At 67.7% G+C, this 21818-nt stretch carries 17 protein-coding genes; 11 read left to right on the top strand and 6 right to left on the bottom strand.

Annotated features, from left to right (window positions below):
* Positions 1-39: 39 nt before the first annotated feature.
* Positions 40-714 carry a ribonuclease HI gene (gene rnhA, locus PQI07_RS30490; protein ID WP_274928637.1) on the top strand — a complete coding sequence of 225 codons (675 nt, stop codon included), beginning with the start codon at positions 40-42 and terminating at the stop codon, positions 712-714.
* 250 nt (positions 715-964) lie between these two features.
* Complete coding sequence (locus PQI07_RS30485; protein WP_274928636.1) at positions 965-1693, top strand: hypothetical protein; 729 nt, start codon at positions 965-967, stop codon at positions 1691-1693.
* Between the two features lie 37 nt (positions 1694-1730).
* Here the strand turns inward: PQI07_RS30485 and PQI07_RS30480 are convergent, their stop codons facing one another.
* Positions 1731-2567 carry a hypothetical protein gene (locus PQI07_RS30480; protein ID WP_274928635.1) on the bottom strand — a complete coding sequence of 279 codons (837 nt, stop codon included), beginning with the start codon at positions 2565-2567 and terminating at the stop codon, positions 1731-1733.
* A 145-nt stretch (positions 2568-2712) separates the two neighbouring features.
* Here PQI07_RS30480 and PQI07_RS30475 point away from each other — a divergent pair, with 145 nt between their 5' ends.
* On the top strand, positions 2713-7053 hold the full coding sequence (locus PQI07_RS30475) for a hypothetical protein (RefSeq protein WP_274928634.1): 4341 nt from the start codon (positions 2713-2715) through the stop codon (positions 7051-7053).
* Between the two features lie 111 nt (positions 7054-7164).
* The gene (locus PQI07_RS30470; protein ID WP_274928633.1) at positions 7165-7851 is read left to right on the top strand and encodes a hypothetical protein; all 687 of its coding nucleotides are present in this window, start codon (positions 7165-7167) and stop codon (positions 7849-7851) included.
* Between the two features lie 54 nt (positions 7852-7905).
* On the opposite strand, the gene PQI07_RS30465 is transcribed toward PQI07_RS30470, so the two are convergent.
* Positions 7906-8718 (bottom strand): hypothetical protein, encoded by an 813-nt coding sequence (locus PQI07_RS30465; protein ID WP_274928632.1) that lies wholly within the window; start codon positions 8716-8718, stop codon positions 7906-7908.
* A gap of 137 nt (positions 8719-8855) precedes the next feature.
* On the opposite strand from PQI07_RS30465, the gene PQI07_RS30460 reads away from it, so the two are divergent.
* Together PQI07_RS30460 and PQI07_RS30455 are read left to right on the top strand one after the other, a co-directional pair.
* Positions 8856-9911, top strand: a complete 1056-nt coding sequence (locus PQI07_RS30460; RefSeq protein WP_274928631.1) for a P-loop NTPase family protein — start codon at positions 8856-8858, stop codon at positions 9909-9911.
* Between the two features lie 57 nt (positions 9912-9968).
* On the top strand, positions 9969-10985 hold the full coding sequence (locus PQI07_RS30455; protein WP_274928630.1) for a hypothetical protein: 1017 nt from the start codon (positions 9969-9971) through the stop codon (positions 10983-10985).
* Here the strand turns inward: PQI07_RS30455 and PQI07_RS30450 are convergent.
* The gene (locus PQI07_RS30450; RefSeq protein ID WP_274928629.1) at positions 10972-11544 is read right to left on the bottom strand and encodes a hypothetical protein; all 573 of its coding nucleotides are present in this window, start codon (positions 11542-11544) and stop codon (positions 10972-10974) included. The two genes, PQI07_RS30455 and PQI07_RS30450, sit on opposite strands and share 14 nt — an antisense overlap.
* Here PQI07_RS30450 and PQI07_RS30445 point away from each other — a divergent pair.
* Entirely contained in the window at positions 11543-12136 is a 594-nt protein-coding gene (locus PQI07_RS30445; RefSeq protein ID WP_274928628.1) for a macro domain-containing protein, read from the top strand. The two genes, PQI07_RS30450 and PQI07_RS30445, sit on opposite strands and share 2 nt — an antisense overlap.
* Positions 12137-12182: 46 nt before the next feature.
* Complete coding sequence (locus PQI07_RS30440; protein ID WP_274928627.1) at positions 12183-12812, top strand: hypothetical protein; 630 nt, start codon at positions 12183-12185, stop codon at positions 12810-12812.
* A 7-nt stretch (positions 12813-12819) separates the two neighbouring features.
* Here the strand turns inward: PQI07_RS30440 and PQI07_RS30435 are convergent, their stop codons facing one another.
* From PQI07_RS30435 to PQI07_RS30425, 3 genes are all read right to left on the bottom strand, one after another.
* A complete protein-coding gene (locus tag PQI07_RS30435) occupies positions 12820-13098 on the bottom strand; it encodes a hypothetical protein (RefSeq protein ID WP_274928626.1) in 279 nt (92 codons plus the stop codon).
* 157 nt (positions 13099-13255) lie between these two features.
* Positions 13256-14002, bottom strand: a complete 747-nt coding sequence (locus PQI07_RS30430; protein WP_274928625.1) for a hypothetical protein — start codon at positions 14000-14002, stop codon at positions 13256-13258.
* Positions 14003-14005: 3 nt separating this feature from the next.
* Positions 14006-17914, bottom strand: coding sequence for an LAGLIDADG family homing endonuclease (locus PQI07_RS30425; RefSeq protein WP_274928624.1), 3909 nt, complete (start codon positions 17912-17914; stop codon positions 14006-14008).
* A gap of 284 nt (positions 17915-18198) precedes the next feature.
* Between PQI07_RS30425 and PQI07_RS30420 the strand changes: the two genes are divergently transcribed.
* From PQI07_RS30420 to PQI07_RS30410, 3 genes are all read left to right on the top strand, one after another.
* Positions 18199-18465, top strand: coding sequence for a hypothetical protein (locus PQI07_RS30420; protein ID WP_274928623.1), 267 nt, complete (start codon positions 18199-18201; stop codon positions 18463-18465).
* Between the two features lie 564 nt (positions 18466-19029).
* Complete coding sequence (locus PQI07_RS30415; RefSeq protein ID WP_274926785.1) at positions 19030-20226, top strand: tyrosine-type recombinase/integrase; 1197 nt, start codon at positions 19030-19032, stop codon at positions 20224-20226.
* Positions 20223-21815 carry a tyrosine-type recombinase/integrase gene (locus PQI07_RS30410; protein ID WP_274926784.1) on the top strand — a complete coding sequence of 531 codons (1593 nt, stop codon included), beginning with the start codon at positions 20223-20225 and terminating at the stop codon, positions 21813-21815. Before PQI07_RS30415 ends, PQI07_RS30410 begins: the two co-directional genes overlap by 4 nt.
* Positions 21816-21818: the final 3 nt, after the last annotated feature.

Here is a 21818-nt window from a genome sequence, read left to right as displayed (position 1 = left end):
CCAGCCATCCCACACGAACACGGAAGAGCCGGCATCAGCATGCGGATCATCGTCTACGCCGACGGAGGCTGCGACCCGAACCCCGGGCCGGGCGGATGGGGGGTCGTCATCGCCGCCCCCGAGGGCACTGTCGAACTGTGCGGCGGGGACCCGGGCACGACCACGAACAACCGCATGGAGCTGACGGCCGCGATCAAGGCGCTCGAGTTCTTCCCGGCCGAGTCCGCTATCCAGATCGAGATGCGGTGCGACAGCCAGTACGTCGTCAAGTCGATCACGGAGTGGATGCGCGGCTGGAAGGCGAAGGGCTGGCGCACGACGACGGGCGAGGTGAAGAACGTCGACCTCATGAAGCGCCTGGACGAGCTGAACGCGGCGCGCGACGTGAAGTGGACCTGGGTCCGGGGGCACGCCGGCGACCGTCTGAACGAGCGCGCGGACGCCCTCGTCCACAAGGGTCGTCGCGAGGCGAAGCTCGGCAAGCTCGAGTCCCGGAGCGGTGCCGAACCCATGCCCATGCCTGCCCCCGTCCCCGCACCGGCTGCGCCGAGGCAGGGTGCCGAGGTGCGCATCGATCTCGCGCTCGGCCTTCAGGTCGCCCGAGCCGCGAAGGCGGCGGGCGTCACGCCGGACGCTCTGGTCGAGGATGCGGTCCGCTTCTACCTCGATCTCGGGCCCGGCGAAGTCGCTCGTTTGAGATCGGGCCGGGCATAGCGGACGGGTCCGATCGCGGCCCCGCTCCATGGCTGGCCGCGCGGACGCCGGACGTTTGCGTTCGGAGAGGCAGTGGCCGATCGGGGAAGCTCACATGAAGCGCCGCTCCGTCGCGAGTTGGCGCGCCTGCGAGGATCTCTTCCAAGCTCGGCAGCCGCCGGAACGTGGAACCCGACAATTTTATCGAATTCCCGCCCGGTTTCTTGAAGTCGGTCGGCGATCCTGGGCGCGCATCGGAGTCTGACGGACCATGTTCAAGACAGCGGCCGGAGTTGCAGCGGCCTTCGCAACCTTCCTCCTCGTCGCGTCGCCCGCGATTGCATCCGAAGGGTGCCAGCCGGTGGATGCCCTGAAGGATCCAGGCAGCCTACCCGGGAAGCGGGGTTGGATCTGGGCCGACAACGAAGTGGCCATGCGCAACAACCGCCAAGGGGTCGGAATGGCGCATACTTGGAAGCAGATCGGCCCAGACCGATGGGTGATCGGTGAAGAACAGGTTCCCTATGGCGAACCTGTCGAGATCGTAAAATACGAAGAATGGTCGGGCACGTCAGGACGTGCGACGGTCAAGACTGATGATGGACGCATCTACATCGTTCCCGGCGGAACGGTGAAGTTATACGAATTCTGGCATTGTTCGGTGACCCAACTGCTGGAGGAGCGCTGGATCATCGACAAGACGATGAAATATCCGCAGAACGTGCGCCATAAGACCGCCAGTACGGCGTGGGTACGGCTCATCGACAAGAGCACGCCCGTCGAGTCGTACCAGGCCTGGGTGAAGCCCGAAGACGTCGCGAAGATAGATCTGATGCTATGCCGGCAGTGGATCGCCCCAGATCAAACGCCGATCCACGGACAATATCCGCTCAGTTGCCAGCCGTTCACGGCAAAGGGATGGGGGCCGGGCGTGTCCCTCGATCCCAAGGCGGTCGAGCTGGTGTCCCCGACGTCGATGAAGATCATGCTTACGAACTGAACGGGCCGGCACGCGTGCCGGGCCGGAGGCGCGGCACCTAGAGGCCTGGGGTCGGCCCGTTCCACGAAGTCGACACATCCGCGTCGTCGACCGGGCTCCGCGGATGCATGTCCCCCTCCGCGTCAAGATCGGCCCCGTCCGAAAGGACCGGCAGACCTGCCCAGGCCAGCGCGCGCGCGACCCCGCCTGCCGCCATGTGCCGGACGTCGGCGACGTCGTAGGCCCGCTCCGTCGAGGCCGCCTTGGACGGTTTGACGACGGCGCGCACCACGTCGACGAAGAACTCGTCGAGGATCATGCGCTCCGCCGAGCCCGCGGCGGGCGGGGCGATGCCCAGCTCTCTGTAGACGTCGATGCGCCGCTCGTAGATGTCGAGAGCCCGTTCGGCGGCGAAGTCCTGCCATGGGGTCATCCGGGCCAGGATCTCGTCGATGGCGGCCGGCAGGCCGGGATCGCCGTCCTCGAAGCCGCGGAGCGCCAGGATGCGGCCGGCGGCCGTGGCCACGAAGGCGAACGGAAGCTTGTCGCTGAGATCCCACCAGCCGAGCGGATCGCCCATGGTCGCCCGATAGACGCGCGCGGAGGGATCGAGCCGGCTTTCGCCCGCGCACCAGGATACCGGGCGACAGCGGATGAATTCGGCATAGTCGGCGAGCGCCTGCTCGAAGGAGGCGGGTGCCGAACCGGACGCGGCCATGGAAAGGTACAGGGCACGTCGCATGATCCATTCGGCCGGAGCGCCGAACGAGCCTCCGGGGAGATCGACGACGGCGGAGGCGTCGGCCCCGGACAGGCTCTGCGGTGCCGACGGATCGCGCGGCTGGGCCTGCGGAGCCGACCGGACCAGTTGCGGCGGTGCGGGAACATCCGTCATGACGAGCGTTCTCCTGTCGAACGGCCCTTGCGTCAAGCGTCATTCCTTCGTTAACGGTCCCCGTCCGTTCCGGTTGACCCTGTCGTCGCCGCATGCACGATGCGGATCCGCATTTCATTCCTTCGAGAACGATTCCAGCCGCTCCGTGTCGCAACCTTCTCGCCTCTCCTCGGGATCGCTCGTCCAGCGTCGGCTCGCCGCGCTCGGGGCGATCCGCCTCGAGGAGGACGATCTCGCCGGCGTCGCCCAGTCCTACGCCCCCGGCGAAACGATCTTCGGCGACGTGGCGCGCGATCTCGTCGCCAACGGCTGGTCGATCTATCCCCAGGAGATCTACGGCGATCGCCGTCTGCCCGGGAAGGTGCCGGGTCGGCACAGTCGGACCGAAGTCATCAAGTGGCGCGAGAACCACCGCCTCGACGAACGCCTGCCGACGCCCGAGGCGCTGGAGGAGTGGATCCGCTGGTGTCCCGCCCTCAACGTCGCCTGCGTGCTCGGTCGCGGGTCGGGCGACGCCTTCTCGATCGACGTCGACGTCCTGGACGAGCTCCTCAGCTTCGACATCAGGCGGCTCGCGGAGGACATCCTCGGTCCGACGCCCCTGCGCCGCGTCGGCAACGCCCCCAAGGTCGCGCTGTTCTTCCGCTGGACCGCGCCCGAGGAGGCGCAGAAGCTGCAGCGGACGGCGTTCAAGTTCCGGGACGAGAGCGGTCGGGGCCGGGAGCAGGGCCTCGACATCCTGAACTACGCCAAGTCGGTCACGATCTACGGCCGCCACCACAAGACCGGCCGCAACTTCAGCTGGGAGGCCGGCACGCCTCTGACGACCCGGCCGCAGGACCTGCCCGCGGTCACCGCCGAGGATGTCCAGCGCTTCATCGACGCCGTCGACGTCCTGCACCCGTTCGCCCGCGGTGCCGGCTTCCAGGCCGGCGAGGTCGTGCTCGAGTTCGACGAGACCACGCAGCTCACGGTCCCCCGCCGGCGCAGGAGCGCGGACGGGGCCGCGAACTGGGTCGAGGACGCGGACGGCAAGATCGCCGACGGCCGCGAGGAGTATCTGCGCCATCTGGCCTGGACGATCGTGCCGATGAACGCCGAGGCCGCGCTCGCGGAGGGCGGTCTCGAGCGCCTGACCGCCATCGTGGTCGAGCAGTTCCAGCAGAACGCGCTCGTCGACGGCAAGTGGGCGTCGCGCCTCCTGTTCGAGGCCCGCGGCAAGGTGCGCTTCACGATCGACAAGCTCCGCCGCGGCGAGATCAAGCCCTGGACCCCGGAACGGAAGCGCCCGGGCCGCGTGATCGGCCGGGCCGCGGTCGCTCCCCGCGCCGCCGCACCTCGCGCGTCCCGCGATGCGCTCTCGTTCCTGCCGAAGCCCGCCGCCAGCCTCGACCCGTCGAAGGCCCAGGGGCGAACGGCTCTTCCGATCAGCGTCTCCGCCGGCGTGGAGGGCGCGGCCGAGGCCCGCGCGCTCCGCCCGGACCGGACCGCGACCGGCTCGGTCGTGACCTCCGGCATCCAGACGGTGCTCAAGCAGTTCTTCGACGCGATCTACCAGCCCGTCGAGCAGCGTCGCGCGCCGCTCACGCTCATCCAGGCGCCGACGGGTGCCGGCAAGACGTCCCAGACCCTGGAGTTCATCGCAAAGGACGGCACCGAGCGGCCGGATCCGGACGTGACGGGCGGGTTTCTGGGGCCGCGGGTCGCCGAGGACTACGAGTACCTCGACGAGAACGGCGACAAGGTCGTGGGCCGGTGCCCGATCGTGTTCATGCTGCCGACCTACGCCAACATCGAGGAGCTGCGTCAGCGTGCGCACATCCTCGGCCTCGATCCGCGCGCCGCGTCCTCGGATCTGCGTCGCGAAGCGGCCGAGCTCGGGCTGATCGAGGAGGATGCCGCCGAGGCGCGTCTCGCCGAACTGGTCGGTCAGGCGCGCAACCTCAAGCTCCGCTGCATGATCTACAAGGGGAAGATCCAGGCCGGCTGCGCGATGCGCGACAAGGTCGAGCTGGCGGCCCAGGCCGGCATCGGGACCGCCGGCTTCTGCTCGTCGGAGTCCGGCGCCGGGCTCGAACGCACCACCAAGTACTGCGAGTTCCACCCGGCCGTGAACCAGCAGGAGCCGTGCCCGGCGATCGAGCAGCGCTACCGGATCCGCGAGATGGACGTGGTGTTCCTGCCCCACGCCTTCTTCGCGCTGCCGCTGCCGCCCGAGCTGCAGCACGTCCGCGCGGTGATCGCCGACGAGCGGGTGCACCATCTCTTCCTGCACACCGACCGCTTCGAACTCGGCATCCTGCGCAAGGAGCGCCCGACCCCGAAGCTGACGAAGAAGGAGCGCGACGCCGGCATCGACCCCGAGACCATCCTCGAAGGGCGGCGGCAGGCCGTGGACGTGGTCATGGACGCCCTGGTCGCCCGCTCTGCCGACGATCCGGTTGCGGCCCTGATGCGCTTCCCGGAGGCCGGCGAATGGGTCAAGTGCGCCGTCCGCTGCTGCAGCACCGCCTTCGACGTCGGGCGCCTGATCACACCGGAGCTGGATCTGGACCAGGTCGCGGAGATCTGCTCGCGGCCGACCGGTCTCGGCATCAAGCAGGAGCACCGCTTCTGGCAGATCGTGGCCGAACGGCTCGAGGCCGCGAACGTGGACCGGGTCCATCGCGAACTCTCGGAGGCGCGCCGGCTCCCGTGGGAGCGTCGCCTGCAGGAGATCGAGACCGAGCTGGCGGGGGCCGAGCCGGCCTCGGAGAACGAGCGGGTCCTCCTCGAGGAGCAGGAGAACCTGACCAAGGATCTGCGGATGCTGGTGTGGCGGGACCGCGCCAAGGGCCCGCGCGACATGCGCATCCAGCGCGTCGAGGAGCGGGCGACCGACGGAAGCGCCCGCTACTACGTGCGGATCTCCTGGCGCACGGAGCCGAACTGGATCGACAAGCCGCTCCTCCTCCTGGACGCGTCCGCGCAGCCCGAGATCATTGCCCGCATCTGGACGCGCTCCGGGGAGGACGACCGGCAGGCCGAGGTCGCGGTCGTCCGCGATCTGAACGTGCGCGTGGTCGCCATCGCGGACTCGACCTATGCCACCTCGAAGCTGCTGCCGGGTCGCGGCGCCACGCCGGCGGTCGCCCAGGACTGCGCGCGGCGTCTCGCGAAGGTGCGGCGCGCGATCTCCCTGATCTCGGCCATGTACGGCCACAGCCGCGTCGTGGCCGGCGCGACCATGAAGGCCCGCCGGCTGATCAACACAGGATGGAAGTCGCCCGAGAACGTCGACTGGATGCACTACGGCGCCGTGCGCGGTCTCGACTTCGCCAAGCACCACGACGCGGCCATCTCCTTCGGTCGGCTGGAGCCGCCGGTCTGGGTGGTCGACGGCGTGGTCGCGGCGCTGACCTACGACGAGGACGCCCCCGAGGAGCCGTTCGACGGCAACGGGAACGGCCTCGACGCCCAGGGCAACGCGCTGCGCGTGCCGCCGGACGACATGATCGTGCACATGCGCTCGGGCCACGACGTCCGGATCGAGGTGCCGCGCTATCCCGGCAAGTGGGCGAGGATGGTCCAGCGGCAGTACCGCGAGGAGGAGCAGTCGCAGTTCCTCGGGCGTCTCCGGCCGGTCTACCGGTCGGGCGAGGCCTCGACGTGGTTCTGCTTCTCCTCCGTCATGCCGGAGGGCCTCTACGTCGACGACATCCTCCACATCGACGACATCGCGGACGAGCGCGCCCTGCCGGGTCTCGGATCCGACTGGCTGCTCGTGGAGCTGGTGCGCAGGACCGGCGTGATCGACGCCGCTCTCGGCGCCAAGCTGGCCGGCGACCTGTTCGCCGACGAGGCCTCGCTCCGCGATCTGATGGAGCGCAAGGGCTTCGATCCCGCCAAGGGTACGGACATGCGTCGCGAGGCGTGGGGCTTCGTTCCGGTCCTCTACGCATGGAACGGCACGCGCCGCTGGGCCTACGTGCGCGGGGACGTCGCCGATCCGCCGGCGCACCTCGTCGAGCTTGCGCGCACCTACCTGGGCCGCGACATCGAGATCCTGGGTGCCAAGGCCGGCCCGATCGACACGGACGCGTTCCGCGCCGCCAACGACGGCCGCTGGCCGACCGTGTTCGACGCCGTGCATCTGGAGACCGGCGAAGACGGCAGCCACGTCCTCCACGAGGAGACGCACCGGCGGTTCCGCACCCGCGGCCGCCTGCCGGACAAGGTCGACGACGCCCTCGGCTCCCTCTACGAGCGCGAAGCTCTCGAACAGCACCTGATGGACCGGAGCGCCGCCGACATCATGCGCTACGTGGCGCACGAGTGGTGGCTCAAGCGGAGCTCGGCGGGGCCGTCGGGCGGCTACAAGACCTTCGACCAGAAGCCGATCTGCTATCCCTTCGAGAACAAGGGGCAGCCCGTGCCGCTCGATGCCCACAAGGCTCTGCAGGCGATCGACCACATGCATGCCGCCATGGCTGACGAAGGCCTCTGACCGAGGCGCGCGGGTGTCGTCTGGCGCGACCGCCGATGTTTCGCGGGGGATCGTCCGATCCATCGACGCGAACTATATTGCGGCAGCCAATCGAGTCGTGCGGATGGCAGGATGGTGTTCGCAAGCCTGATCGCTCTATTCGCCGCGACCACGCTGGGCTTCAAGTGGGCGATGTACAACCCTTTTCCGCGCGAGCCGGGAGTCAGCTGGCGCGCATGCTTCGTGAACGCGTCGTTCGTATTCGGCCTCTTCGCCGTGGCGATGATCCTGAACGCCACGGAATACAAGCTGCTCGCAGGTGGGATCGCTGCCTATGCGGCCGGCGAGATGACCGGCAAGGGATACACCCTGTACGGGATCGACAATCCCGCCAACCCGTCCCGGCCTCCTCCGGATCAGGCGACCATCTGGGAAGAGGTCATGCTCGGACAGGGCGACGTCTTCGCCGCGACCCTCGTCGCCATCATCCTGTCGGGCATCGTCTACGTCGTCCTGGCAAGGGACGCCCTGGCCGAGATCTCCCTGGCGATCTCGGCATTCCTGCTCGTCGGGAAGATCGGCGTGGCCCGAAGGCATACGGGACGGCGGGTGGTCCGCCTGGGGCGTCTCGCCCTGCCGCTGATTCCGTTCGCCTTCGCATCCACCGCAGCGTACGTCGCGTCGTGTGCCATCGCGCTGAGCCTCCAGGAGCACTTCGCGTCGATCGAGACCTTCTCCGCGGCGAACGTCGCATCGTTCGTCCTGGGGATGCTCTGCTCGTATCTGTTCGAATGCGTCGCGCGCCGCATCGCCCCGTAGCAGCCCGGTCGACGGATCCGTGGAGACCCGGACCCGGTCGCCCGGGCTGGCGTCTCAACGGCGGGACCACTTCTCTGCCGCGTTCGCCTTCGTGAGGAGCGGCTGCCGCTCCGCCTCGCTCCGCATCTGACGCAGCTTCAGCGCATTCACGGCATCGGCCGCGGACAGGTAGTGGACCCGCACGATGTGGGCGTCGCCGGCGGGGGCGCAGTCGACCACCTGCAGGGGCCAGACGGCGACGTCGGGGGACAGGACCGACTCGTCGACGACGCTGAGGAACGACGTGTCGGCGTGTACGACGGCCCCGGGCACGACGCCGAGGCGCACCAGCTCGTCGCGCCCTCCGATGAACAGCCCCGTCAGCTTACGGCCTTCGAGAGGCTCGAGAACCCGGTGCACGAGAGCGAGGTCGTCGTTCATGAGGCGGTTGATGTGCGTGGACATCTCGCGGCTGACCGCGCTGCGGGCATGGACGATGAAGGATTGCTGCTCCTGCTCGGCTCCGTCGAGCTTGCGCAGGTAGTAGGCGAAGGGATGGTCGCTGGGGACGGTCACCCTGAGGCCGCCGATGGCGACGCGCAGGCCGTATCGCCTGGACAGGCAGAGTTCCCGCTGGACCGATCCGACGCGCGCGCGCCAGACCTCGGGCGCGGCCTCCGCGAGGGCGTTCTCGACGGCTGCCGCGACGTCTTCGGCGGTCTTGCGCGCGAACTTGAACGTCACCCGCCAGCAACGCTTGTCGGCCATGAAGCGCGCGCCCAGCCCCTTCACCGCGGCCTTCGTGGCCGAGTCGCCGCGGCCGAAGAAGACGTCCGCCGTCTCGGGCGACGCGAAGATGCGGACGGTCGCGTAGTCCCTGGGCACCATCGAATTTCATTCCTTCGCAACGTGAGGACCGTCCAACGAAATTGATTGACCATTCCTTTGGAGGGTGCAAGATGGTCTTCGCTCAGGCGGGACAGCGTCGCCCTTCGGTACGCTCCGACGACGCGGAAGGAACGACCATGACCGATGCCCACCCCCAGAAGACGTGCACGCTGATCGGCTCCAACAAGGGCGGCATCGGCAAGAGCTTCGTTTCGACGACGTACATCGCGGCTCACGACGCCTGGGCGCGCAAGGCCCCCGAGGGCGGCGAACCCCGCGAGCCGCTCGTCGTGATCGAGATCGACAACGAGGCCAAGCTCTACGCGACGATGAAGGAGCGGGTGAACTTCTCGCTCCGCGCCGCTCCCGATCTCGCCATGGTCTCGCGCGACCGGCGCGCCGTCGAGCGCTACTTCAATCCCGTCTTCCAGTGGTGGAACGTCGGCGACAGCCTGACCGACCTCGGCGCCAACGTCACCTCCCCGATCTTCGACTGGATGCGCCAGACTGCCGTTCCCGAGATGGCCCTCGAGCGCGACATCCACTTCCGCTTTCTGGCCGTGGCCATCCCGGACGCGCAGTCGCTCAAGTCGGCCCGGCAGGCCATCGAGCTCGCGGTCGACACGCTCGGGGAGAACGTCACGCCGGTCCTGATCTTCAACGACCTCTGGGGCCTCGATCAGGGTTCGGGCTTCACGCCCTACCAGGACAATCCCGACCTGCTGGAGCTCGGCGCCTACCAGCGCGACGGACGCATGCTCCGCATCGACATCCCCTACTGCCACAGCCAGCTGATGGAGTACGGGCGCGCCCGCAACCTGTCCGTCCTCGACGTCTGGCAGCGCGAGGAGCACATCTCCCGGGAACTCGGCCTGGACGAGCTCGCCCAGCGCACCGAGAAGAAGCGGCTCGTGAACTGGCTCCTGGAGGTCCAGCAGGGTCTCGCGCCGCTCTTCGTCCGCACCGCCCCCCGGGCCTCCGCGCCCGTCGAGCAGCGGTACGAGCAGCAGCCCGCCGCCGCGGCCGCCCCGCCGGTGCAGCCCCAGCCGCAGGCCCAGCGGCAGGTCCCGCCCCAACCGCCGCGCCCCGCCGCCCACATCAGCCCCGCGGTGGGAGGCATGCGGCCTCGCGTCGAGCCCCGCTTCGGCCAGGAGCCGAAGGGGTCCGACCAGCGCGGCGGCATTGCGGCCTGACGCCCAGGACCACAGGCACGATCCCGAGACCCTGCAGAAGACCGGACCAGCACCGAGATGAACTCAGCCGCCGAAAGACTTCCGTTCAGCGCCGCCCACGCGGAGCATTCCGGGTACGGGGATCCGAGAGGCGAGAACGTCGTGGCGTTCGCGCCCTTCGTCGACGCGCAGGAGGCCGAGCGCGTCATGGCGCAGGGCGACCCCTCCGACGAGCTCCACGCGTTCCTGCGTCAGAGCCTCGGCAAGCTCGACCGCAAGCTGCAGGCATCGCCCCCGCACGCGCCGATCCGACAGGAGCCCGCCGTGCAGGCTGCGGAGGTCCATCCGGGGCTCCGGCACGTCCTCGGGCGTGGAGGGGGCGACCTCTCCCCGCATCATCCCGCCTACGAGGCGGCGCGGCCCGTCCACTTCGATCAGCCGCTGCACCTGCGCGAGCCGCACCGCGAGCCGGAGCCGGCACCACCCCGCCTCGCACCCCAGCCGGCTCCCCAGCAGCGCTTCCCGTTCCCGCCGGCCCCGACGCGTACCGGATTCGTCGACGACGGCGCGCCGACGGAGGACGGGACGGCCTTCGACATGCCGTCGTTCCTCCGCGCCCGTCCCGGCATTCCGCCGGTGTCGGCCTCGGAGCCCGCGGCTCCGGAACAGGCGTCGCGCGAGCAGGTCGCGCCCGTGCGCGTGCAGGCGCCGCAGCCCGAGCCGGCGAAGCTCCGGCGTCCGAACCACACGGCGCTGCGGAGCGTCGCGGGCGAGTTGATCTGGCTGTATTCCGTGTTTCCCGCCACCATCGTCCTGCAGATCGTGCTCGGTCTCGTCTGGGGGCCGCTGGCCTCGTTCGCCGCCTGCTTCGCGTTCGTGGGCTACGCCGCCGTCTGGGCGCTGCTGCGGCCGTCGCTCTTCCAGATGCGGGTCTCGACGGGATGGCAGATCGTGGTGGCGTTCGCCGCCTTCAGGGCGCTCGACGTCGGCTCGCCCGAGCAATGGATGCACATGTTCGCGGTCTTCGCGGCCACCGCCGTCGTCGTGGTCGCGATGGGTGGCGTGGAGATCCAGCAGCGCATCAAGGCGCGCTGACTGTCCGCTGCCTCTGGGCAGCGGGGTCGTCGAAGACCGGTCGCGCCGCTCCCAGCATCTCGAGGGAGCGGTCGACCACCATGGCGTGCTTGCGGAGCTGACGTTCGCCGCCGCGCTCGGTGCCGTCCGGGATCAGTGCGAGGTCGGCGACGTTGGGCGTGTGCGAGAAGGTCGGGTCGAAGTCCTTGTCCTTGCGCCATGCCCGCGGCGAGAAGATCGGAACCGGCTTGAGGACCCCGCGGGATTTGCGCCTGAGCTCCATCGCCCCGGCGGCCGCGTCCATCGCTCCTTCGACGTCGTAGCCTCGGATCTCCATGAACCGAAGGACCGCGTTGAACCCGCGGCGGAGCTTCTCGGGATCGTCGAAGAGCTCGTGCTGCCCGGGCTTGGCTGCCTCGGCTCCGTCGTAGGCCTCCAGCGCCTCCACCAGCGCCAGCAGCCGCTCCGGGAAGCCCTCGGTGGGCGCCGCGACGGAGATGCAGTTCGGACTCGGCCTGCCGGTGGCACGGATGCCGAGATCGCGTACGGTCGCGATCAGATGGGCGAGTTCCTTGCGCATGGTAGTCTCCGTTCCTTCGAGATCATCCGCCGAAACGTCGCTAGACGGAAGCGTCGGCGCGTCGATCGCCGGCACAGTCCCGCCCAGCGCGCCGGCGGTCCTGCGCTGGCCGCCGCGCGGCCGGATCGAGATCCGCAGAGGCAGCCTCCTCGACGCACGCGAGCGCCACATCGTCCACGGCTGCAACGCCTCCGGCGGGTTCGGCAAAGGCGTGGCCGAACAGATCAAGGCCGCGTATCCGGCCGCCTGCGAAGCCTACAAGGCCGAGCACCACGCGGGCCGTCTGCGGCTCGGCCACGCCATGTTCGTGGACTGCGGCCGCCACGTGGTCGTCAACGGCGTCACCCAGCGTGCATACGGCCACGACGCCGCCCGCGGCCGTGTCTACGTCGACTACGATGCGGTCAGGACGGTCTTCCGTTCGATCGACGACAGGGCTCGCCGGGAGGGCTTCTCGGCCATCGGGCTGCCGTTCATCGGCACCGGATACGCCGGCGGATCCTGGTCGCGGATCTCCGCCATCCTGCTGGAGGAGGCGCGGTGGTTCGAACCGGTCGTCTACAGCCTGGACGGCCGCGTTCCACAGGGGTGACCGGAGCCTGGAGGTCGGATCTTGCCGCCTCCGGAGACCGTTCTCTATGTTGCCCGCGCAACACGCTGCGGAGGAGGGCGACATGGGCTACGGCGACGGCGGCAAGCTTCACAACCTCGGCCTCTCCAGGCGCGACCTGCTTCCGGCCACCAAGAGGCAGCTCTCCACCCTCTACAAGCTCACCCGGCGCGACCACACCTCGGCCGGCCTGACGCGCGGCAGGGCGAGCGAGCTCATCGACGAGGCCATCGAGCGCAAGGAGGAGCGGCGCGCACGCAGCGAACCCGGACACTTCTCGCGGCTGTACGAGGTCGTGCTCCGACAGGCCACCCAAGCCGCGACGGACGCCGCACGCGACTGGCTCGTCCGCCATCCCGAGAAGAAGTTCGACGTCCGCGTCGGCGACGTTTCGGTCCCGTGCCACGGGGTGGTCGGCGACGCGTTCCTGCGCAAGCCCCCGAAATCCACCCCCTTCATGAAGTGGTTCGCCAGCGAGCACCCCGAGAGCAAGGGGGACGTGCTGGTCATCGACCACGAGTACCGGGACCGCTGGGAGCGCGATCTCCACGTCGGAGCCCAGGCCGCGGCCCTGCGGGTCCTGAAGCGGCAGGGCGTGTCCGACGTGAGGCTCTACGTCCGGGAGGAGCCGGGCGAGAACTCCCGCATACAGCCCTGAATCCGGCTCAGAGGGCGAAGGCGACGGCGATCCGCTCGATGCCGGGGCGGTGGCCGATCTCGACGAAGATCCCGTGGGCCTCGGGATAGATGCCGGCCAGCGCCTCCTCGATCCCCTGTGCGTCCTTGAGCAGGGTGAGGCGGGCCATGCCGACGAAGCTGCGGACGTCGCCGAACTTCGGCTCGAACGCGGCCCTGGCTTCGGCCGTGCCCGAAAGGACCGCGACGTCCACGAGGATGGTATCGTCGGTGGACGTGCCCGTTGCGACCATCATCGTCGATGACATGTGTTGACCCCTGGATCGGCGCGGCCGAACACCGGTTGTCCGGCTTGTTCCGGAGCCCCTTCGGGGCCCTTCATCGACCGCGGTCACAGGAATATGATCGCGTGCGGCCCGACGCTATGACGCAAAAGCCACGCATCCCAAGCGACGTTGCCGCCCGTCAGGCGGCGCGGGGCAGATCTTCCGGCCTCGCCGTCGGTCCTTCCGGCGGCGGTTCCATCGTCTCGACCAGGCCCGGGACGGCCTTCTTGGCGATTGCGGGGACCTTCGTCTTCGGCGGGCGCACGATCTTCGGCATGATGCCTTCCGGGAGCTTGGGCCGCGCGAGCACGTCGTAGCGGGGGAGTTCCGTATTCCCCTTGAGCCATACGAACCAGTTGACGTTCATCACCGGCCGGCCCAGCCCGCGGAAGTCCGGGCGCCAGGTCAGGCCCAGGTTGAACGCGGGCGGGCAGCGTCTGAACAGCGGCATGTGGCTCCGCGTGTTGTAGTAGGTCGTCTTGAGCACCATCGCGACCATGAGGAAGTCCTGGTCGAGGATGTGCTCCAGCATCGCTTCCGCGCCGAAGAAGGGCGGGTTCGTCACGACGACCGGCGAGCGGAGCGGCGCCCGCCGGGTCATGTCGCAGTCCGCGCCGTGGCGGTCGCCGTAGCCGCGGTCGACGAGGTCGGTCGCGATCACGGGATGACGCATGGCCAGGATCCTCGCCATCCTGCCGTCGCCGCAGCAGCATTCGTGGAAGGGCGTCCCGGGCGGAACGTGGGACGCCAGTACCCCGCTGGTCTCCAGCCAGTCGAGGAGCCCCCACGTGACGTCCTCGGGGGTGCTGTAGAACCCGTCCTTCTGCTGCTCGCCTTCGACGGGGTTGCCCCCTGCGAACGCCACGCCGACGCGTCTCTCGGCCATGGCTCACTCCTCGTCTTCGAGCAGGGCGTCGAAGAACTGGCCCATGCTGACGGCTTCCTCGAGCCCGAGCGCCGACTTCTTCGGCGGAGCGCGATCCTCCCGCGGCGGGGCGCCGGCGGTCTCGAGCTCCCGGACGCGCTCCCGAACCGGCTCCTCGTCCTCGACCGGCCATTCGCCCCGGCCGGCCGCCGCATCGGAGATCCTCCTGGCGTTCTCCATCTCGCGCGGCGGCGCCTCGGCGGTGCGCGCGGACGGGTTGTAGCCGTGGAGGCTGCTGACCGCGTCCTCCATTTCCTGCTTGACGCCTTCCGGTCCGCCGTCGCTGTCCATGGCCGACATGAACCGGACCATGATCTCGCTCCTGTGGAGGTCGTGGGCCATGTCGACGTGGCTGTCGCCGTCCACGTCGATGGAGTGCGGCACGCCGTCCTTCTTCGCGACGGGAAGCTGCCGCTTGACCGGGGGCGGGGAGGTCATCATCGGACCGCCGTCGTCCAGGTCGTCCGCGTCGGCGAACACCGGAGGCTGCTGACGGATCGGCCGCTGCGGCTGGCGCGGCGCCTCCCGGACCGCGTCGTCCGACCGCCCGAAGTCGCCTGCGAGCTGCTCGTAGGGATCCGTGACGCCGAGACCGCGTCCGCGTTGCGGCGCGCCGGGCTGCACGCCGGGCCGCCCGGGCGGGCGTCCGCCCTGTCCGCCGCCCATGCCGAAGCCGGCTCCGCCTGCCGCCGTTCCCGGGTTGTCGAAGGCCTTGAGGCTGTCGAGCGCACGGATGTCGCCGCCGACCTCGTGGGCCCTCGCCTTCTGCGAGCGGAGCATGGCGGCGACGCTGGCCGCGGCGGCCTCGGTGCGGTCGCGCGGGTTCTTGCCGGTGCGGACGGCCGTGATCGCCATCGCGCAGACGGCGATCTCGTCCCCGCTCCGCGCGCGCTCCTCGAGGCTTCCGACGAGTTCCTCCGCGGCGCGGCGCATGCGCTCGACATGGTCGGCGCGCGACAGCGTCTCCGCGATCGCGGGCAGCCGCTGCTTGAGGCTGACGTCCTCGGGGTTCGGCCGGGCGATCTTGAGGAACTGGTTCGGCGCCAGGACGAGGAGGTTCTTGTTCAGCGCCTCGGGCGGGTTGACGTAGAAGCCCTTGGCGCGGGAGAGGCGCGTCTTCCAGACGATGTGCATCTCGCCTTCGTCCTGGCCCTTGAGATCCAGGAAGTTGATCTTGTCCACCTCCTTGATCTCCGCCGAGTTCCGGTCCGAGTAGCGCATCCCCATCTCGCCGACGTTGGCGTCGAACCCGGCGGAGAACGCCCGGAGACCCTTGCCGCCCTTCTTGATGATGAGGTCGGCGGTCGCCTGAGGATCCTCGACCTTCATGGCGATGGTGGTGTTGCAGTTCGAGATGACCGCGTCCGCGACCTTCTCGTTCTTCTTCTTCATCGCGTTGACGTCCTGGCCGGCGAACACGAGGCAGAAGCCCAGGCTTCGCGCCTGGGCCGCCATCATGTCCATTCCTTCGACCATGTAGTAGCCGACCTCGTCCATGATGGTGACGAACGGCGAGGGCGAGTTCGTGACGCGCTTGTCGACGACGTCGTTCCAGGTTCCCGTGAGGCTGTCGCCCAGGGCCTGACCCATCATTCCTTTGAGGTTGGCGACGACGATCTTGCCGAGGTTCTCGGTCTCGAGCGGCGACTTCTCCAACGAGGGAAGCATCACGATCAGGATGCGGCGGTTCAGCACCACGTCGGCCATGTCGATCTCGCCGAACGGGGTCATGAAGATGAACCCGTAGACGTCGGCCGCGGTCGCAAGCACCTTGGAGAACTGCATCTGCAGGTAACCGTGCTGCTCCATGGTCTGCTGGGCCTGCTTGGTGCCCTTGGACTTGTCGAAGCCGGGGATCTGCGCGATGTACTTGACGATGGCGTTGCGGATGTTGTGCGGCAGCATCTCGTCCGCCGCGAGCTCGATGATCTTGTCGAGTGCGAGGTAGTCCCGGATGATGCCGATGTTCAGGTCGAGCTCGCCCTGGTCGCGCTTCCAGACGAGCGCGCGCATGATGCCGCCCAGCATCGCCACCGCGCGCCCCTTCCAGACCGCTCCGTCGCCGCCCGCGTCGTCCATCAGGCTCACGCACATCTGCGTCAGCTGGTCGGACGAGCCGCTCGTGAACGGGTTGAGCGTGTTCGACCGCATCACGCCGCCGCCGCCGCTCAGGACGTCGGTGCCGCCGGTCATGAAGTTCATCACGAGTAGGTCGTCCTCGCGGCCCATCCTGCGCGTCAGCGCGTAGGCCTTCGCGTAGAGACTGACGTCGCCCTTGCCGTCGACGAACAGGAAGCCCGACCCCCAAGAGAGGGCGTTGGCAGCAAATCCCAGGAGCGTCTCGGTATTGTGCGTGACGACGTATTCGTTGGTGATGAACAGGTGTTCGGGGTGGTCGATGCGGATGCATGCGGCCTGGGCACGGCGCTTGAAGCGGATCGCCTTGATCCCGAGTTTCAGCCCGGCCGCGTATTGGTACGGGCGGGAAGCCAAGGCCACCTTGCGCGGCAGTGAGAAGAAGTTGTCCGGCTCGGGGTGGCGGATCGCCACGACGTAGCTGATCTGGCCTTCCTGGCGGTTGCCGTCACGATCCCGGAAGAATGGACGCTTCGGGGATAGCGTGGCCAAGCCACCGAGTGAGCGCACGACCTCTTGGAAGTCAGTGGCGAGACGAAGCGACGACGACGCGAATGTGAGCGCGACCTTGCGATGATCGCAGGTCCCGTCCGTATCCATGAGCCCCTGCACGAGAGCCCATCTCTGCGCGACCGAGGCCTCCTTGTAGACTTCCGGGATGAATTTTCCGAAGCAGTCGGTCCCTTCGAGGCCGAGATCGCGGATGGCTTGGCGAAGCCGCCCCGGGTTGGCGCCCGGATGCGTCTGATCCGGAGCGAGGCGCACGTGGTAGTCGATGGGCGCGCTCGATCCGTATCTGTGGAGTTCGCATCCCAACGGAGCAAGGGCTTGGTCGACGCTCTCGACGAGTTCGAGATCGGCACTCGAGAACCTGAATGACTTGCCTGTCAGATCGCCGTCCCCGAGCAGCGCACCTACGAGGTAGGGGTCCAGCGTCAGGGCAGCAGTCGGCTTCTCGACCGCAGCCGGCAGCCGGATCGAGAACTTGCCCTTATTGCGCTCCAGCAGTTGCACGATTTCACGAGTGCGGAGAAGGCGCGGTTTGGCGGCACCCGCCCGTGAGACGCCCGCCTTGTATTTCCCGACCCAATGCTTGTGGTGAACCTCCCAGAGGTGCTCCGGGCATGCCTCCGCAATACGGCCGTCCTCGAACTCGATCTCGAAGATGTCGAGTTCGCCCTGGGGAAAGACGCCGTCGACCTGAGCGGATCGCCCGTCCGGGGTGGACACCCATGTGCCCACTTCGATGTCGGCCATCCGCCGCCAGCCTGTCGGCGTATGGACGAGGGCATCCAAGGGAAGTGCTTTGCCCGCGCCCGTGGTGCCGAGGACGATGAAGTGGGTCCGGGCGTCCGAATTGGTGAACCAGATCTCCTTGCCGGTAACCTTGTCGTTGCCGATGAAGAATATGCCTGCGGCCTTCTTGGGCTTGCCCGAACCGCCCTCGACCGGATCCATCAGTCCGGACTGGATCGGCAGCTTCATCGCGCCTTCCTCGCGGCGCGTCAGGCCGAACGACGCCAGAAGCAGCGCTACCAGGAAGATGAGGTCGGCCATGCCGTGGAACACGAACGCCGTCACCGCGAGGCAGACGAGCGTGATGGTCATGTTCTGCTTGACGCTCAGGAAGTCGCGCGCCTTGCCGAAGATGCCGCGGGTGTCCCTTACGAGGTTCTCCTCGGACAGCTCGTCGCTGTCGCGGACCCCGCGCGTCCGCTGTAGTGGCAGTTTGGCCATACCACGCCCCATTCCTTCGGCATCCGACCTTAGCCTCAGAAACGAAGGAGCCGCAACAGCCCTGTCTCAGACTCGGGAAAAGAGTTTGAGCACAAAGGTTTACCTGGGGAATCTATGAAATTCGTAGGAATGAACCGCGCAAAGCGGCCTTAACGGCTCAGCAATTTTTTGGCGGCCACCCTCTTCCATTCCTTCAATGGCTGAGCTTCATTCGTTGACGGGTGCAGGCGGGACAACACGTCGGGCAACCATCCACTCCTTCTTTTGTTCCTTCAGAGGCGTCGATGTCCGAATCCCTTGCCCTCCCGCCGACCGTCGCCACCAACGCCCGCCGCACCACGACCGCCCGCCGACCCCATGCCGCGGCCCGCAATTTCCGCTTCCCGAACACGCGCAACGCGAAGGGCCCCAAGCTGGGCGAGTCCGCCGAGGACAAGGCCATGATCGAGGCCTTCATCCGCGAGAAGGGGATCAGCGTGCAGAAGCCCGGGCACGCATTCGGCTCGATGTCGATGCCGACCTTCGAACAGTTCGCGGCACCGAGCTACTGAACCCTAGTCAGTTTTCGATCGTCCACTGGTACCAAAATCGTCAACAAAGCCAGCAGCTTACTGCTGGCTTTGTTTTTTCATGACACCGCTAATTTTCCATCGTGAACCCCAGCTCCCAATCGGACGTCCACAAAAGTGAGATTCACATCCTTGTTCAGGGTGTTAGGCTAGATACCAGCCCGCCAATCGTCCACTGACGGACGCGGGCTCTTCCAGAACAGCTCCAGAAAGCGGCCGCGGCCCAAACCCGCGTCACCGCAAGATCGTCCACTGATCGTAGTAAGCGGCTGATACGACGACGAAAATCGCCTCGGAAGGTCAATTTCCATCATCCGTCGTTCTGGCGATCCCGCTCGAATCCGCCACGCCTACGTTTCGTCCACTATTTCGCAATAAACCATATAAGTCAGTATCTTAGATCGAAATACGCTCGGCGCCCCGTCCACTATCCGCAGGACTTGTGTCCTTAACCCTTGAGATCCAGTCTGGCGGGCGATCTCGGGAACCGCCGGCGTGACAAGACCCTATCCCGCTCCAGGCCCATGGCGCCTGAAGAGCCACGACATGCTCCCTGGCGAACGGACCGTCACGGTCGTGGACCGGAACGGGATGCCCGTGTGGTGGCCCAACATCTTCCACGCAAACGAACTGCGGGATGCAGGCCACAGCTATTCCCACCAGAAGCGGACGATGTCGGCCGTGGTCACGGCCTTCAACTGGACCTTCGAACGGGGCATCGACCTCGAAGCCCGCATTGCGGGCTTCGAGTATCTTTCCGACGGAGACGCCAAGAGCCTGCAGCGCGTCCTGCGGCGCAACCAGGACGTCGCCGCCGACGATGGCGGTTCAGTCATGGTCGGGCCCGGCTACTGGGATGCCCGTTGCCGCGCCGTCGTGCGGTATGTCCGATGGCGCGCCGGCGCCGCGATGCACAAGCTCGTACGCACTGAGGCGGAAGGCCCTCCCGCATACCTCTACACCATGGCCGAACGACAGCTGGAGAAGTTCGCCGACGGGATGCTGTCGGGCATCCCGAAGCCGGACGAGGTCGAAACGCTCGGCCTCGACGAACGCCAGCTGGCCATCCTGCGAGACGCCATCGAACCTGGGAGCGCGACCAACCCCTTCGAGAAGAAGCACCAGTTCCGCAACTTCGCGCTGATCCTCACCCTCTACGAACTCGGAACCCGCAAGGGTGAAGCGCTCGGTCTGATGAAGCAGGATCTATCACTGCACGGGCCCGAGCCGACGATCGACATCCACAGGCGCCAGAACAATCCCGACGATCCTCGCGCAAGGCCGCCCGCAGCCAAGACGAGGGCGCGGCGTCTCCCAATCTCGCTCGCGCTCGCGCATGTGCTGGACGTCTGGCTGACGGAGCACAACAACGACGACGAGCGCTATCCGGGAGCGAAGCGGCACGGATACGTCTTTGTATCCGAACTCGGACGCCCCATCGCCGAGAGCACTGTCGAGGCGATCTTCGTCACCCTTCGCACAAAGGTCGAAGGCCTGCCGCCCTGGACCACCGCGCACAGGCTTCGGCACAGCTTCAACGACCGCCTGTCCGAGGCGATCGACGACCAGCCGGACCACGTGCTCCGCGAAGGCGTCGAGCAGCGGATGCGCAACTTCCTCAACGGCTGGAGCAAGACCTCGGAGCAGGGCGAGCACTACCGGCAGCGCTTCATCAAGGAAAAGGCCGGCTCGCTTCTGCTGCGCCTCCAGAAGCTCAGCGCGGAAGGAAACTCCCGGTCATGAATGTGCCCTTCCAGGGACCTCCCGGGATCGATCACCCCATCCTGGTCCCGCATCTCCGCGAAGCCGTGTTCGACTCATACCACGAGAGGGTGCAGCTGGACGGCCCGGTCTGGCACTTGAACGATCCCGGCCACAACTTCCGGCTCGACTGGACCGCGCTCGAATTCACCCACCGCGGAATGGTGGAAGCCACCGCCGACTACCTCGTCGACCTGATCACCTCGAGTTCGGCGAGCCACGTCCAGAACGCCTTCCAGGCGCTCAAGAGGCTCAAGACCCTCGGCGCGTTCCGACGCTGGTCGCATCCGACGATCCGCTTGGGAAACCGTCCCGACCTGCTGCAGACCTTCTTCTACGAGGCCCGCGAAGCCGCCAAACTGTCGGTCGGCGAGCTCCACCACCTCCAACATTGGTTCCGCTTCCTGTCGAAGCGCGAAGGGTCTGGGGTCAACCCGACCAGCGCCTCCATCGTCAACGCAATCACGGTCGGCGGCAACCCGAAGGGAGTCGCCGTCCTCACCCGGGATCCCACGGGTGGCCCGCTCGACGATGCCGAGACCACGGCGCTGCTGCAGGCGCTGCGTGCCTCCCAGGAGACCAATTCGGTTCCGATCGACCGTCTCGCCCTGGTCTGGCTCTGCGTCATCCTCGGGCCGAACCCCCGCATGATCTCGTTGATGCGCGACGAGGACTTTGAGGACGAGAACGGCCATGCCCAGATCGCCGTGCCGCGCATCAAAGGCAAGGACAGGCTCGTCCGAACCAAGTTCAAGATCCGAAAGCTCGATGCCCATTCCGCCGGCATCATGAAGCGCCTCGTCGCCACCAACAGAGCTGCGAGGCAGGCCGTGCCGTGGGAGGACGAAGCCTTCGGACACGCCCTGTTCCACCGCACTACGCCTGACCCCGCCAAGGTCGGTCGTCCGCGGCACGCCTATGCGATGCACCGGACACCCAAGGAGATCGGACGGCTCATCACGCAGACCGTCCTGGCCCTGAAGGTCGTTTCGCCGCGGACGGGCAAGGTCCTCAGGGCCGGCCCGCGCCGGTTCCGCTACACCTTCGCGACCCGGCTGCTGCGCGAAGGTGCATCGAAGAGGGTCGTCGCCGAACTCCTCGATCACAGGGACGAGCAGACGGTCCGAGCATACGTGAACCTGCGCGGAGACGTCGTCGAGAAGCTCGATGCCGCCACGGCCCGCGAGCTCGCGCCTATGGCGCAGGCCTTCCTCGGCACCCTGGTCGGATCGGAGGCGGAGGCCTTGCGGGGCGGCACGCGCGCGAGCCGCATCTTCGGTTCCAGTACCGCGCCCGAAAGCGGCGTCGGCACCTGCGGCAGCTTCGCCTTCTGCGGCCTCGCCGCGCCGACCGCCTGCTACACCTGCGTGCGCTTCCAACCGTGGCTGGATGGTCCGCACGAACGCATTCTCGACACGCTCCTGAAGGGCCGCGAAGAGCGGCGCGCCCGTCGCCTCGACGGCCGCATGATCACCATGCTCGACAACACCATTCTCGCCGTAGCGGACGTCGTCATGCGCTGCGAGGAGGTGAAACGGGCCCGCTCCGAACGGAAGGACGACGCGGCATGATCC

Origin of the sequence: Methylobacterium sp. 092160098-2, from assembly GCF_028920805.1 — a bacterium.
GTDB lineage: Bacteria > Pseudomonadota > Alphaproteobacteria > Rhizobiales > Beijerinckiaceae > Methylobacterium > Methylobacterium fujisawaense.
The sequence above is the reverse complement of the archived record's forward strand: the minus strand, read 5'-3'. Positions and strand labels throughout refer to the sequence as shown.

What these genes read in the sequence shown, in the direction of transcription:
- rnhA (WP_274928637.1), top strand. Translation starts at nt 40, where the DNA reads ATGCGGATCATCGTCTACGCCGACGGAGGCTGCGACCCGAACCCCGGG.
- PQI07_RS30485 (WP_274928636.1), top strand. Translation starts at nt 965, where the DNA reads ATGTTCAAGACAGCGGCCGGAGTTGCAGCGGCCTTCGCAACCTTCCTC.
- PQI07_RS30480 (WP_274928635.1), bottom strand. Translation starts at nt 2,567, where the DNA reads ATGACGGATGTTCCCGCACCGCCGCAACTGGTCCGGTCGGCTCCGCAG.
- PQI07_RS30470 (WP_274928633.1), top strand. Translation starts at nt 7,165, where the DNA reads ATGGTGTTCGCAAGCCTGATCGCTCTATTCGCCGCGACCACGCTGGGC.
- PQI07_RS30465 (WP_274928632.1), bottom strand. Translation starts at nt 8,718, where the DNA reads ATGGTGCCCAGGGACTACGCGACCGTCCGCATCTTCGCGTCGCCCGAG.
- PQI07_RS30460 (WP_274928631.1), top strand. Translation starts at nt 8,856, where the DNA reads ATGACCGATGCCCACCCCCAGAAGACGTGCACGCTGATCGGCTCCAAC.
- PQI07_RS30455 (WP_274928630.1), top strand. Translation starts at nt 9,969, where the DNA reads ATGAACTCAGCCGCCGAAAGACTTCCGTTCAGCGCCGCCCACGCGGAG.
- PQI07_RS30445 (WP_274928628.1), top strand. Translation starts at nt 11,543, where the DNA reads ATGGTAGTCTCCGTTCCTTCGAGATCATCCGCCGAAACGTCGCTAGAC.
- PQI07_RS30450 (WP_274928629.1), bottom strand. Translation starts at nt 11,544, where the DNA reads ATGCGCAAGGAACTCGCCCATCTGATCGCGACCGTACGCGATCTCGGC.
- PQI07_RS30440 (WP_274928627.1), top strand. Translation starts at nt 12,183, where the DNA reads ATGTTGCCCGCGCAACACGCTGCGGAGGAGGGCGACATGGGCTACGGC.
- PQI07_RS30435 (WP_274928626.1), bottom strand. Translation starts at nt 13,098, where the DNA reads ATGTCATCGACGATGATGGTCGCAACGGGCACGTCCACCGACGATACC.
- PQI07_RS30430 (WP_274928625.1), bottom strand. Translation starts at nt 14,002, where the DNA reads ATGGCCGAGAGACGCGTCGGCGTGGCGTTCGCAGGGGGCAACCCCGTC.
- PQI07_RS30425 (WP_274928624.1), bottom strand. Translation starts at nt 17,914, where the DNA reads ATGGCCAAACTGCCACTACAGCGGACGCGCGGGGTCCGCGACAGCGAC.
- PQI07_RS30420 (WP_274928623.1), top strand. Translation starts at nt 18,199, where the DNA reads ATGTCCGAATCCCTTGCCCTCCCGCCGACCGTCGCCACCAACGCCCGC.
- PQI07_RS30415 (WP_274926785.1), top strand. Translation starts at nt 19,030, where the DNA reads ATGCTCCCTGGCGAACGGACCGTCACGGTCGTGGACCGGAACGGGATG.
- PQI07_RS30410 (WP_274926784.1), top strand. Translation starts at nt 20,223, where the DNA reads ATGAATGTGCCCTTCCAGGGACCTCCCGGGATCGATCACCCCATCCTG.